The sequence below is a fragment of the Bacillus sp. TH17 genome (genome assembly GCF_016651125.1).
Taxonomy (GTDB): domain Bacteria; phylum Bacillota; class Bacilli; order Bacillales; family Bacillaceae_G; genus Bacillus_A; species Bacillus_A mycoides.
Genome location: NZ_JAEKEN010000001.1, coordinates 2,771,081 through 2,783,795, shown reverse-complemented (window position 1 = coordinate 2,783,795; position 12,715 = coordinate 2,771,081). Strand labels below are relative to the sequence as shown.

Here is a 12,715-nt window from a genome sequence, read left to right as displayed (position 1 = left end):
AAAAGACAACAGGGGGTATATATTTTGACTAATCATAACGACTATTTTCGTGTAGAAGAGGATGTAAATTACAATAGTTTAAAAGCGGATTGTGAAAAATGTTTTGGATTATGTTGTGTAGCATTACCGTTTGCAGCATCAATAGATTTTGCGGTGAATAAAGATGGTGGTAAACCTTGTACAAATCTACAATCAGATTATAAATGTAGTATACATAGAGATCTTAGAGGAAAAGGCTATAAAGGTTGTACAGTATTTGAATGTTTCGGTGCTGGACAAAAGATTTCTCAAGTTACGTTTAAAGGAATTGATTGGCGGACAGATGCCGAGCATGCGAGAGAAATGTATGATGCTTTTCCGGTTATGCATCAGCTTCATGAAATGCTTTGGTATTTGAAGGAAGCTATTCTATTAAAGGCGACGCAGACAATTCATAAAGAGCTGAAGGAAGCAATTGAAGAGACAGAGCGTCTTTCTAATTTAAGTTCAGATGAGTTAATGGAAGTAAATGTGCCATTACACCGTGCAGAAGTGAACATTCTCCTTTTAGAGACGAGTGAATTAGTATGGAAGGAAATGAATGTTGCACGTAAAAAACGAATCAGTCACCGCGGAGCAGATCTTATGGGAGCTAACCTTAAAAAGAGGGATTTACAAGGAGCAAATTTAAGAGGAGCTTATCTTATTGCGGCTAATTTACGAGATGCAAATTTAAGGGGAGCGGATCTCATCGGAGCAGATTTGCGAGATGCAGATATTCGCGGGACAGATTTTACAAATAGTATTTTTCTTACGCAAGTGCAAATTAATGCGGCGAAAGGGGACAAATATACGAAATTACCGAAAGTGTTGTCTCGTCCAGTTCATTGGACTACGTAAAGAGTATGGAGTGAAATAGTTTGGATATTTTTCAGTATTTAGAGGAAATGCAGGAAGCCGTATTTTCGTTATCGGTATCTCAAATAGAATCGAAGTATTATGATATTTGTCGCACACTAGCGTCAAGTGAGGATGCGGAGCGAATTAAATTGATTCCATTAGATTCATACAGGGAAAGTATGAGGATAGGTTTGAAAGAAGCTTTAGAAATTACTGCAAGTGAAGAGGTAAAAGCAATTTATTTTGAGTATGATTTGGATAATGAATGGAATAGTCAGTTCTATGTTTGTGACGATTACATTCCACTTGAGGAAGAGGATGATGATTGGGCTTGTGAATGGACGTATGATATTGAGGGACCGAGGTCAGTAGAATTAGCAGATTTGTATGCTGAAAATGGCTTTGATTCAGATAAAAAGGCTGTAGGTATTACTTTATATTTAATTGCAAAAACAGTGTGTAGTTTTATAAGTGCATGTAGTGGAGTACAAAGTAATATACCAATTTGTATAGGGTTCCATGATCAAGACCCAATTATACGAACAGGCAGAGACTAAGTCTCTGCCTGTTTTTTATACTATTTTCGCTTTTCAAAAGTAGTAATTATAACACTACATATAATAAGGATACCACCAATAAAAAAGTTACTGCTTAACGTCTCATTTAATAAGAACCAACCAAGTAATGATCCAACGATAGGTTGAAAGAAGAAAAATAATGAGCCGATGCTAGCATCCATTAATTCTAATCCTTTATTCCAAAGAAAAAATGCACCTGCGGTTGAGATGATTCCTAAATAGAGTACGCCTAATACTACATACATGTTCATATGTTCAATAGGATTTGTTTGGAATTCCCATACCATAAAAGGTGTAATGAAAAAGAGTGAAAAAAATATTGCGTACGTTGTAATAACTAAAGATGAAAATCGAGCAGAAGCGATTTTTACATAAATGGACAGTAAAGCCCACGTAATAGCGGCCCCAACTAAAATGATTGTACCGATAAAATAGGAGCCGATTTCAAAATCCCATCCGATAACGATAACGACACCGATTGTCGCTATTATAGTTGATAAAAGTCTACGAGCAGTTAGTTTCTCTTTTAAAATGAGCGCTGCAAATATAACCATAAATGCAGGTGTAGCTGATGTCACTAAGGAGCCTGTATGAGCATCGGATAATTTCGTTCCGATAAATTGACATGTGATCGAAATGAAATAACCTACGAATCCGATCCAAGCGAATAATAGCCAATCTTTTTTGTGTATGGTTACGTTTTTCTTTTGCTTTTTTTCAGTTGTTTTCAAAATCACATATAAAACAACAAAAGCGATAATAAAGCGTAGCCAAACGAGTGTAAGCGGCGGGATAAAGTCGAGTACGTATTTACTAACGACGTACATACCGCCCCAAATACTTGCTGCTAGTGATAAACATATAGCTCCTAAAATGGTTTGTTTCATTTGAATGACCTCCGTCTATTTTTAGGGTTATGATTTATTCCCTAAGACGAGGCATGGTGCACTTGTTATATGGATGCCCGTCTTAGATTATAGACGGCCTACAGGTTGATCGTTTTCGAATGAAGTGTTGTAGTACATGAACGCATTCCTCCTTCATAATTTTATAATGATATTATAACTTAATTTTCAGTTTATTGGGATGTTAATTGTACGGAGTTGATTCTTTAGAAAATGGTGGTTGTCGAAGAAAGCATAGTATATGGTAGAAAAACATATTTTAAAAATAAAAGAAACCAATTACATAACTGATAAGTATATTAAGAGTAGGATGAAAAAGTAGATTAATAGAGAAAGAGGAGGAGATTATTATAACTACAACCGTTATTTCTCATTTTTACAATGAAGAGTATTTATTACCGTGGTGGCTTATGCATCATACGAAACTGTTTGATCATGGTATTTTAATTAATAAAGGTTCTACAGATCGCTCTGTGGAAATTTGCAAAAAGTTCGCACCGCATTGGGAAGTGCGAGATTCTGAAAATCCAGAATTTGATGCACTAGCAACAGATCGTGAAGTAATGGGGGTTGAACAAGAGGTAGAAGGGTGGAAAATAATTTTAAATACGACTGAGTTTCTTTGTGTACAAGATAAAGAGCAGTTCTGGAAATCACTAAAAGACTTAGGAGGGAGGATGTACTGGTTAGAAGGCCTTATAATGGTAGAAAATCCAAACTATAATTATCCAAAACTTAGGTATAGTATTTCTCTAATGAAACAGCGATTTCACGGTTACTTGCCTGAAGATTGGGAGCTGTGGAGAAGAGGGAGGTTCATTCACAATCACGAATATGGAAGTTATACGGCTGGAAGACATTTAACTATGCATGAGTCTATGAATTACCCACCTCTTGCATGTATTGTATGGTTTGGATTTAGTCCGTGGAATGATGCGATCAAAAGGCGCAAATTACAAATCGGGCCAACTCTTTCTCAAGGTAGTATACATGCGGGAATGGGGACGCATCATATTATTACACCTGAAAGATTAGAAACATGGTATAGAGAACTAGCGGGAGGAACAAAGGATCTGCGTTTCAGTGATGCATATCGTTATGCTTTTTTATAAATGATTCCCACCAAAAAATAGTTTCCTCAATTCCTGTGTTTAGATCGTAAGTTGGTAGCCACTTTACTTCAGTTTTTAAACGTTCCACATTAACGCCGACAAATAAAGGTTCATCTTTAGGAAAAGGGATAGCACCTAGTTTAATTAAATTTTCTTTTCCTATCTTTTTGGCAATGATAGAAGCTAATTCTTTAATTTGTACAGAGTGACCAGAAGCGATATTTATCGTACCTGTAACGTTACACTGTAATAAGGTCACAAGAGCGTCAGCGACATCACTCACATGGAGAAAATCTCGAGATTGATTTCCATGTGTACATAGTGCTTCCTCGTTTTTTAATAATGAAGTGATAATGTTAGATACAAGTCGATTACCATGTTCGTAAGGGCCATACATATGAAAAATTCGGCCCCAACACATGCTGAGGCCGGTTTGTTTTGCGTACGATTGTAACCAGGAGTGCAATGCATTTTTACATAATGAATAAGGTGTTTTATAGGAAAGAAGCGGTGAATCTTCAAATAATACACCGTTAAACCACTCGTACTCAGCACCGGTACCTGCTACAACTACTCGTTTTCCACCACATGTTGTGAAGTGTTGGATTAAAGAAATACTGGACTGGAGCCAATAATAATTATTGATGGATACATAGCATTTGGGCGGCACTGCTTCCCAAGCTAAATGAAAAAGGTAAGTAGGTTTAATTTCGTAAATGAGTTTTTTTACTTCTTCATCGCGAAGTAAGTTTACTTTATGCCAATGGCAGGAAAGGTGAGAAGGCTTATTTTTATTGTAAGTGGCGTGAACTTCATAACCCTTTTGTATAAGTGAATGTACAACATATTTACCAATCCATCCACTACCGCCTGTTACAAGGATTTTTTTCATGGTTCGATCACGTCTACTTCTGGGATCATCACTAAAAATTTGCCGCCCCATTCACGGATGAAGGAGCATTCTTTCATAATTTCCTCCTTTAAATTCCAAGGTAATATGAGAATATAATCAGGTTTTGTCCGTTTAATTTCTTCTGGGGATTTTATAGGAATACGAGTTCCTGGCAAAAGGAGATTTTGTTTATAAGGATTTTTGTCTACCGTATAAGATAGAAATTCTTTTCCGATTCCACAATAATTTAAAAGGGTGTTTCCTTTAGCGGGAGCGCCGTAACCGATAATTTGTTTGTTTAAAGCTTTTGTTTCGATAAAAAACTTTAAAATACTTATTTTCAATTGTTCTATGCGTTCAGAAAAAAGGAAATAGCAATCTAATGTATCTAGCCCGTGATCTCCTTCTTTTTGGATTAATTTTGTAACATTGCAATGGATAGTGGATGAGGCATTATGATGGTTTATAAAAATACGCAAGGAACCACCGTGCGTTGAAAGCTCTTCTACATCAACAATTTTCAAATGATGATAAGCTAAAACTTTTTGAAGACTTATAAGAGAGAAGTAAGAGAAGTGCTCATGATAGATTGTGTCAAACTGTTTAAAGGATATGAGGTTTAATAAGTGAGGGAATTCAATTGTTATCGTGCCATCTTGCTTTAATAACGTTTTTAAACCGGCGACAAAATCATGCAAGTTTGGAACATGTGCTAATACGTTATTTGCGACGATTAAATCAGCTTGTGGTAACTTTTTTGCTAAGTCATTGCTGAAAAAATTCACTTCAGTAGGAATTCCTTTTTGGATAGCGATTTCTGCTACGTTTTTCGCTGGTTCAATTCCAGTAGTATTGATGTTTTCTTTTTGGAAGTATTGTAATAAGTATCCATCGTTACTTGCGATTTCAATCACTTTCGAATGGTTTGTTAAGTTGAAACGCTTAATCGCCATTTCTACATATTGCTTAGCGTGTAGTAGCCAACTGGAGGAATAAGAGCTAAAGTATAAATAGTCATGAAAAATATTGTGCGGAGATTCAAATTCATCTAATTGTACAAGTAAACAAGAGTTACAAACAAACGTGTGCAGCGGATAAAATGGCTCCATTTTATATGAGTGTTCTGGAGCTACAAATGAGTTAGCGAGAGGAGAAACGCCTAAATCTAAAAAAGTATTTGTGAGTAATGAATGGCAAAAACGGCATTTTTTCTGTTCCATTTTATAGCCCCCTTATAAATTTTTGAATGCATCGATTTGTTGTCGTGTGAATGATTCTATATTTTCACCGGATGCATATTTTTCGTACCATTCAACGGTCCAAGCGATAGCATTTTCTGTGGATAGCTTAGGAGTCCAGTCCAGTTTATTTACTGCTTTTGTACTATCGAGTGTTAAAATAGGTGATTCATAAGGAGTATTTATAGTGGGAGAAAGTATTGTTAATGGTTTATTCCATAATTTTATTACAGATTGAATGACATCATGGACGGTTCTGTTAGCCTCGTTAATTGGTCCGAAATTCCATGCTTCTGCATACTCTTTATGCTTCCAAAGTTTCTCAGCTAAAAGGATATATCCATGTAAAGGATCCAAAACATGTTGCCACGGTCGGATAGCATTTTTGTTTCGAATACTTAAAGGACGGTCTTGTAAATATGCACGAATGATATCTGGGAATAAGCGATTTTCTGCCCAATCACCACCACCGATGACATTGCCTGCTCTTACTGAGGCGAGTGAAAGGGTGTTCGTGTGAAAAAAAGATTTTTGATATGATGTTGCAACTAATTCAGCGCAAGCCTTACTAGCACTGTATGGATCATAGCCCCCTAAACGGTCGGATTCTACAAATGCTCGATTACCGCTCCCATCATTCGCATAACATTTATCACTCGTAACATTAATAATGAGACGTACGCTTTCGACGTACTTTGCTGCTTCTAATACGTGAACAGTGCCTAAGACGTTTGTTTTAAATGTATCAATAGGATCTTTGTATGAAGTGGTGACGATTGGTTGAGCTGCTAAATGAAATATCATATCAGGTTTGTGCTGTTTTATGGCATGGAATAAAGAATCGTAATCTGTAATGTCTCCTTCAATTGTAATGCACTCTTTTGCTGCGTTACATTGTTCAAAAAGGTTAGGAGTTGAGGGAGGGTGAGAAGAGTAGCCGATTACTTCTACACCTAAAGAAGTTAAAAAAAGGGTGAGCCATGAGCCTTTAAAGCCAGTATGTCCTGTAATAAATACTTTTTTCTTATTCCAAAAAGATGATGAAGTCATATTACCAGACCTTCCATGGAGCGTCATTATTTTCCCATAGCTCGACTAATTTATTTTTATCGCGCAATGTATCCATGGGATGCCAAAAACCAGTATGCTGAAATGCTGCCAGTTCATTTTTGTTTACTAACTGAACTAAAGTTTCGGTTTCCAAAACAGACTTATCTCCACTAATGTAATTGAAAATATCATGATTTAAAACAAAAAATCCACCGTTAACCCATCCACCATCACCTAGTGGTTTTTCTTGAAAGGATGTGACAGATTGTTTATCTAAAACGAGAGAACCAAATCTACCAGGAGGTTGTACGGCTGTAACAGTAGCCATTTTTCCGTGTTTTTTATGAAATGCAATAAGTTCTTTTATATTTACATTACTTAATCCATCACCATAAGTGAGACAGAAAGGTTCGTCTCCAACATAATTTTTTATCTTTTTAACTCGTCCACCTGTTTCGGTATTTAGACCAGTATCAATTAATGTAACTTTCCATGGTTCTATAGGATGAGAATGGCTAGTAATTGTGTTATCGCTTAAATGTATTGTGAAATCTGACATGTGTAAGTTGTAATTTAGAAAAAACTCTTTAATTGCATATCCTTTATAGCCTAAGCAAATAATAAACTCAGTGATCCCATAATGGCTAAACAAACTCATAATGTGCCATAGAATAGGTTTTGTTCCAATCTCAATCATAGGTTTTGGTTTTAAATGTGTTTCTTCCCCAATTCTTGTACCGTATCCACCAGCAAGAATAACAGCTTTCATTTTTTCCTCCTAAAATAAAAATTTATAATATATACAGTATTCATATTTTATGCAAATGAGATTGTTTTTGATTAAGCGGATGAAATGGTGTGAGGTGATGACCATGCAAAAAACATTATGGTTTAAACTTTGGAAATAATTCTTGATATTCAGGATTATTACGGAGGTCTTGAGTTACGTTACTAAGCTCTAAAAAACGTGTTTCCAGTTCTTCAGGAGATTGACCGTAATGTGTTTGGAGTCCCATTTGAACACCTATTTTTGAAAGGGTAGGTGTAATTTGTAATTTTCTTGCCTTTGACTGTTCGTTCCAAGGGCTAAAATAAAATTTTAAAATAAATGAAGGATAGTCATAAACTATATTCCCGTGCCGCGAATAATGTCTACCAGGTAAATATGCACCATCTAGATGATTGTGAATAAATCTCCAGGCACATCCGAGTTTTGGGTTATAAGGGAAGACGCCGTGGTATCGTTGTTCTACTAATGGGATAGAGTATCTTGGCTTTGAATAATTGTACTTATGGCTATCTATCATTAAAATCATTCTAATCGCATACATATTTTGTCCTAGTGCATGAAGAGATGAGAAAAACTCTTCTGTATTATTACAACAAAAGAATTCAGTAGTATTTAAAACGATTTTCCAACCTGAAATTTCTCTTTCAATTCCCATCACTTCAATATCAGTATTTGTTGGATCAAACTCAAGAAATCTGGAATCTCGCACTTCCCAGTGGGGTGCGAATAATTTACAAATCTCTACGGAACGATCAGTAGAACCTCTATTAATTAATATGCCGTGATCAAATATTTTTGTATGATGCATAAGCCACCATGGAAGTAGGTATTCTTCATTATAAAAATGAGAAATGATAGTTTTTTTAATATTAATCTCCTCCTATACAAGCAATCGTTATTAGTAAGGTATGCTGTTAAATAAGAAAGGTTGAAAGGAAAAAGCTGTATAGTTATAGATTAATTGTTTTTATTAATAAAGGATGAAATTTAGAAATTTGTGAATGATAACCATCACGTTTGACTGTACAGTTTATGTATTGTATGATAATAGTAATATAAACAAGGGGGGAAGATCGTTGGGAAGGTGTATCGAATCGGACAGTTGGCTCTCATGGCTCACGTGTCGAAACGAACGATTGATTATTATACGAATCTAGGTATCTTAAAAGCGGAGCGATCTCAATCTAATTATCGCTATTACGACGAAACAGCATTTGAGACATTACAATTTATTGAGAAGTGCAAAGAAATGCATATGCCGCTTTGTGAGATTAAAGAGAAGATCGAGGAGAAGAAGCTGCTCGGTATCAATGAACACGTTTCGAAACATGTGAATGAAGTGACAGACCATATTCATAGATTAGAAGCAGAACTAACAGAGTTAAAGCCTCTTTTAGATGAATTGACTGATTCACAACGTGAAAAAATATCGAAATCTTTATCTGGTCAAACGACAGCTTTAATACAGACACTTGCTCTATTATTATAGAATAAGTGAAATCCGACCTCTTTAATTTTTGTATCGGGCTATGTTTTCTAACGAACAAATAAGAAAACATTATAGTATACAGGAGGTGGACACCTTAGTTTTTTAACTAAGGGGATTCATTGGAAATATTTAATTTAGTCATGGTTGCGATTTTAATCGCATTTACTGGATTTTTCGTAGCAGCAGAGTTTGCGATTGTTAAGATACGTTCAAGTCGCATTGATCAGCTTGTTGCGGAAGGGAAACGCGGTGCGTTAGCAGCGAAAAAGGTAACAACAAATTTAGATGAATATTTATCTGCTTGTCAATTAGGTATTACAGTTACAGCTATGGGATTAGGTTGGTTAGGTGAACCGACAATCGAAAAGTTATTACACCCGTTATTTGAGAAATGGAACATAAATCCTTCTATTTCATCAGTATTAACTTTTGGTCTTGCTTTTATGCTAATGACATATTTACACGTTGTAGTAGGGGAATTAGCTCCGAAAACGCTGGCAATTCAAAAGGCTGAAAAAGTAACGTTGTTATTGGCAACTCCGTTAATGATGTTCTATAAAATCATGTATCCATTTATTTGGGTATTGAACGGTTCAGCTCGTGTTATAACTGGTTTATTCGGTTTGAAACCAGCTTCTGAACATGAAGTAGCTCATACAGAAGAAGAATTACGTCTTATTCTTTCGGATAGCTATGAAAGTGGCGAAATTAATCAAGCTGAATACAAGTATGTAAATAATATCTTTGAATTTGATAATCGCATTGCGAAAGAAATCATGGTACCGCGTACAGAAATCGTTGGTTTCTATCTTGAAGATTCAGTAGAAGAACACATGAAAGTAATCCAAAATGAACGATACACACGTTATCCGATTTTTGGAGAAGATAAAGATGATATTATCGGTATGGTCAACGTAAAAGATTTCTTTATTCGATATATGAACAACGATCAAGAAGATTTATCATCGATTCGCACGTATATGCGTCCGATTATTGAAGTTATGGAAACGACTCCAATTCATGATTTATTACTGCAAATGCAGAAGAAGCGAATTCCAATGGCTGTTTTATATGATGAGTACGGAGGAACAGCTGGAATTGTAACGCTTGAAGATATATTGGAGGAAATCGTCGGCGAAATTCGTGATGAATATGATGAAGATGAAGCACCACCAATTCAACATGTGAACGAGTATCATAAAATTGTTGATGGAAAAGTGCTTATCTCAGAAGTAAAAGATTTGTTTGGATTACACATTGAAGAAGACGATGTGGATACAATCGGTGGATGGATTATGATGCAAAATCATGAAATCGAAGAAGGACAATACGTTGAAGCAGAAGGCTATGAATTTAAAGTGTTAGAAAAAGATGCTTATCAAATTAAACGTGTTGAAATTCAAAAAATGGAACAAGAACAAGAGAAAGCAGCAACTGTGTAAGTTGCTGCTTTTCTTCTGACACATAATAAAATGTGAAATTAGGAGCGGATATTTTGATTCAAGTAGCCTTACGTGTATATCGATTACAATTGTATACGATCTTTAGTGGTTTACTACTAATGTGGGCGGTTACTCCGTTTGGGAAACAAGTGACAGGGTTCGGTATCGGTTTAGCAGTTAGCGCATATTGTCTTTGGCTATTAGCTCGCAGAGTGGAGAAATTAGGAAGAAGTATCGTGATGAAAGAAAAGGCTCCTGGATTAGGAGTTCTAAACCGATTTGCAGCCGCAATATTAGGGGCTATCATTATGTTTGAAATTGAGCATGAAATGGAAATGTGGGCATTCGGTACTGGAATATTGGGTGGACACTTTTTAATGATTGCGAATTTAGCCTATGCAAATATGCAGCTAGTAAAAGAAGAAGAGAAGCAAAAGGAAAATGCTTCGAAAAACATAGAACTCTGATGAAAGGGACCTAATCAGGTTCCTTTTTTGCGTTTAAAAATAAATGATATAATACGAATGATTTACTGGTACTTATCGAATTTATGCCAAACATAATACGCTTATTTTTGGGGCATTTCAATAGTATGAAAAAAAATTAAAAAAATTAAAAAACCCATCGATTTCTAAAGCTTATGTATGTTATCATGACAAAAGAATTTGCGAAAGAGGTGGATACCAATGTTACAAGCTTTACTTATTTTTGTGCTTCAAATTATTTACGTTCCAACTTTAACAATCCGTACGATTTTGCTTGTAAAGAATCAAACAAGATCCGCTGCAGGTGTAGGATTGTTAGAAGGGGCTATTTACATTGTCAGTTTAGGTATTGTGTTTCAAGATTTATCAAATTGGATGAACATTGTTGCCTATGTCATCGGCTTTAGTGCGGGACTATTATTAGGCGGTTATATAGAAAATAAATTAGCAATTGGATATATTACGTATCAAGTTAGTTTGCTAGACCGTTGTAATGAATTAGTAAATGAATTACGCCATTTTGGATTTGGCGTTACAGTATTTGAAGGTGAAGGAATAAATTCTATACGTTATCGCTTAGATATCGTTGCAAAGCGTTCTAGAGAAAAAGAACTGTTAGAAATTATTAATGAAATTGCACCAAAAGCATTTATGTCTTCTTATGAAATCCGTTCGTTTAAAGGTGGATACTTAACGAAGGCGATGAAGAAGAGAGCGTTGTTGAAGAAGAAGAAAGATGAACATGCATCGTAAAAAAGGAGTAGTATGGCTTAAAAATAAGTTTATAACCATAATCCTATATGAATACGAAAATGTAAAAGAGAGGAATCTATTTTTTGAAAAATTCCTCTCTTTTTTATGATTTCTCGTATAATTCTAAAAAAATTATGTATGATTATTTTTTATTGCTCTTTCTCAAATTAACAATTAGCCATATAGATTGAATAATTATCGGTAATATAAATGCAATTAATAAAACGATAAATGCCACTAATTTAAGCTCTGGTGTTTGAGTAACACCAGCACCATCAACCTCTCTTAGCCAAATGATAGCTGCCAATATCCCAAAAATGGTAATCCAAAATATGTTACCAATCCACCAAAAAATCCATCGTCTTTTCATATTAGCACCTCTTATATTTACCCTCTGTTAAAAGTATATTTTCGGTTGTTATATTTAAATGAAATAACTATAAAACTACTTTTTTCAACTGTATATCTAACTTGTTTAAAGGTTGCCATGTCTCCATCTTCGTTATCATCTTTCGTTTGCAAAAGTTGAACTCTTGGCTTGTAGTCTGTCCTATGAGCGTGCTCGATATCTTTAATGTTAAGTTTGTAGGATTCACCATTATTTATTTTTTGTTCCAATACTTTTTTATTGGCTACATAAATAAAAGTCACTTTATTTTCATCAATGCCCTCGGTCTTAATTTCTAATTCATTATCTTTTGTTGTAATCGTGGGTGTTAATAATTCAATACTGCCGTTTCCAGTTTCTAAAGACTGTTCTATTATAGTTGAACATCCGTATAACATGATTAGGATGAATAGAAGAACAATTAATTTCTTTTTCATAACATCCCCCAATTTCAAGTGATTTTTGATTTTGGTATTGCTAGACTGCTAGTGTGGAACGTAAATGTTTAGCTAGCACTTTTTTATTGTACCATAATATGTAAATTAAAATAGGTTATATATCCAATTTAAGGGAGGTTGAAAAGTTTACTTATTGTTGAGAATCAGTATTTTACAGTAGGTATTTATTTTCTTTACAAAGCGGTGTTGATAAAATCATTACGAATTGGATATCCAATTCGTAATGATGAAATGTAGACAGGAGAAAGAACTTAAT

At 35.0% G+C, this 12,715-nt stretch carries 15 protein-coding genes; 7 read left to right on the top strand and 8 right to left on the bottom strand.

Annotated elements, in window-relative coordinates; genetic code table 11:
- Nucleotides 1–24: 24 nt before the first annotated feature.
- Together JFT95_RS14185 and JFT95_RS14180 are read left to right on the top strand one after the other, a co-directional pair.
- Nucleotides 25–879, top strand: coding sequence for a pentapeptide repeat-containing protein (locus JFT95_RS14185; protein ID WP_201052598.1), 855 nt, complete (start codon nucleotides 25–27; stop codon nucleotides 877–879).
- A gap of 20 nt (nucleotides 880–899) precedes the next feature.
- Nucleotides 900–1,436, top strand: coding sequence for a hypothetical protein (locus JFT95_RS14180; RefSeq protein WP_078206697.1), 537 nt, complete (start codon nucleotides 900–902; stop codon nucleotides 1,434–1,436).
- 20 nt (nucleotides 1,437–1,456) lie between these two features.
- Here JFT95_RS14180 and JFT95_RS14175 read toward each other — a convergent pair whose 3' ends face one another.
- On the bottom strand, nucleotides 1,457–2,344 hold the full coding sequence (locus tag JFT95_RS14175; protein WP_033729983.1) for a DMT family transporter: 888 nt from the start codon (nucleotides 2,342–2,344) through the stop codon (nucleotides 1,457–1,459).
- Nucleotides 2,345–2,712: 368 nt separating this feature from the next.
- On the opposite strand from JFT95_RS14175, the gene JFT95_RS14170 reads away from it, so the two are divergent.
- On the top strand, nucleotides 2,713–3,474 hold the full coding sequence (locus JFT95_RS14170; RefSeq protein WP_255288898.1) for a glycosyltransferase family 2 protein: 762 nt from the start codon (nucleotides 2,713–2,715) through the stop codon (nucleotides 3,472–3,474).
- On the opposite strand, the gene JFT95_RS14165 is transcribed toward JFT95_RS14170, so the two are convergent.
- From JFT95_RS14165 to JFT95_RS14145, 5 genes are all read right to left on the bottom strand, one after another.
- The gene (locus JFT95_RS14165; protein ID WP_002128317.1) at nucleotides 3,443–4,366 is read right to left on the bottom strand and encodes an NAD-dependent epimerase/dehydratase family protein; all 924 of its coding nucleotides are present in this window, start codon (nucleotides 4,364–4,366) and stop codon (nucleotides 3,443–3,445) included. The genes JFT95_RS14170 and JFT95_RS14165 overlap by 32 nt on opposite strands.
- On the bottom strand, nucleotides 4,363–5,586 hold the full coding sequence (locus JFT95_RS14160) for a class I SAM-dependent methyltransferase (protein ID WP_201052596.1): 1,224 nt from the start codon (nucleotides 5,584–5,586) through the stop codon (nucleotides 4,363–4,365). The genes JFT95_RS14165 and JFT95_RS14160 overlap by 4 nt, the downstream gene beginning before the upstream one ends.
- 12 nt (nucleotides 5,587–5,598) lie before the next feature.
- On the bottom strand, nucleotides 5,599–6,654 hold the full coding sequence (rfbG, locus tag JFT95_RS14155) for a CDP-glucose 4,6-dehydratase (protein ID WP_033708046.1): 1,056 nt from the start codon (nucleotides 6,652–6,654) through the stop codon (nucleotides 5,599–5,601).
- Between the two features lies 1 nt (nucleotide 6,655).
- Nucleotides 6,656–7,423 carry a glucose-1-phosphate cytidylyltransferase gene (rfbF, locus tag JFT95_RS14150; protein ID WP_002014025.1) on the bottom strand — a complete coding sequence of 256 codons (768 nt, stop codon included), beginning with the start codon at nucleotides 7,421–7,423 and terminating at the stop codon, nucleotides 6,656–6,658.
- 115 nt (nucleotides 7,424–7,538) lie between these two features.
- Nucleotides 7,539–8,312: a glycosyltransferase family 2 protein gene (locus tag JFT95_RS14145; RefSeq protein WP_078176817.1), complete on the bottom strand. Its 774-nt coding sequence runs from the start codon at nucleotides 8,310–8,312 to the stop codon at nucleotides 7,539–7,541.
- A 216-nt stretch (nucleotides 8,313–8,528) separates the two neighbouring features.
- Between JFT95_RS14145 and JFT95_RS14140 the strand changes: the two genes are divergently transcribed.
- The 4 genes from JFT95_RS14140 to JFT95_RS14125 all read left to right on the top strand — a co-directional run bounded on the left by JFT95_RS14140 (nucleotide 8,529) and on the right by JFT95_RS14125 (nucleotide 11,613).
- Complete coding sequence (locus tag JFT95_RS14140) at nucleotides 8,529–8,933, top strand: MerR family transcriptional regulator (RefSeq protein WP_078178706.1); 405 nt, start codon at nucleotides 8,529–8,531, stop codon at nucleotides 8,931–8,933.
- Nucleotides 8,934–9,052: 119 nt separating this feature from the next.
- Entirely contained in the window at nucleotides 9,053–10,375 is a 1,323-nt protein-coding gene (locus tag JFT95_RS14135; RefSeq protein ID WP_002128314.1) for a hemolysin family protein, read from the top strand.
- A 53-nt stretch (nucleotides 10,376–10,428) separates the two neighbouring features.
- Nucleotides 10,429–10,842, top strand: coding sequence for an ATP synthase subunit I (locus JFT95_RS14130; protein ID WP_002084378.1), 414 nt, complete (start codon nucleotides 10,429–10,431; stop codon nucleotides 10,840–10,842).
- A 219-nt stretch (nucleotides 10,843–11,061) separates the two neighbouring features.
- Nucleotides 11,062–11,613, top strand: a complete 552-nt coding sequence (locus JFT95_RS14125; protein WP_002014015.1) for a DUF2179 domain-containing protein — start codon at nucleotides 11,062–11,064, stop codon at nucleotides 11,611–11,613.
- A 142-nt stretch (nucleotides 11,614–11,755) separates the two neighbouring features.
- Here JFT95_RS14125 and JFT95_RS14120 read toward each other — a convergent pair whose 3' ends face one another.
- Nucleotides 11,756–11,983 (bottom strand): DUF3923 family protein, encoded by a 228-nt coding sequence (locus tag JFT95_RS14120; RefSeq protein WP_002167942.1) that lies wholly within the window; start codon nucleotides 11,981–11,983, stop codon nucleotides 11,756–11,758.
- Nucleotides 11,984–12,000: 17 nt separating this feature from the next.
- Nucleotides 12,001–12,438 (bottom strand): hypothetical protein, encoded by a 438-nt coding sequence (locus JFT95_RS14115; protein ID WP_201052594.1) that lies wholly within the window; start codon nucleotides 12,436–12,438, stop codon nucleotides 12,001–12,003.
- Between the last annotated feature and the right edge of the window lie 277 nt (nucleotides 12,439–12,715).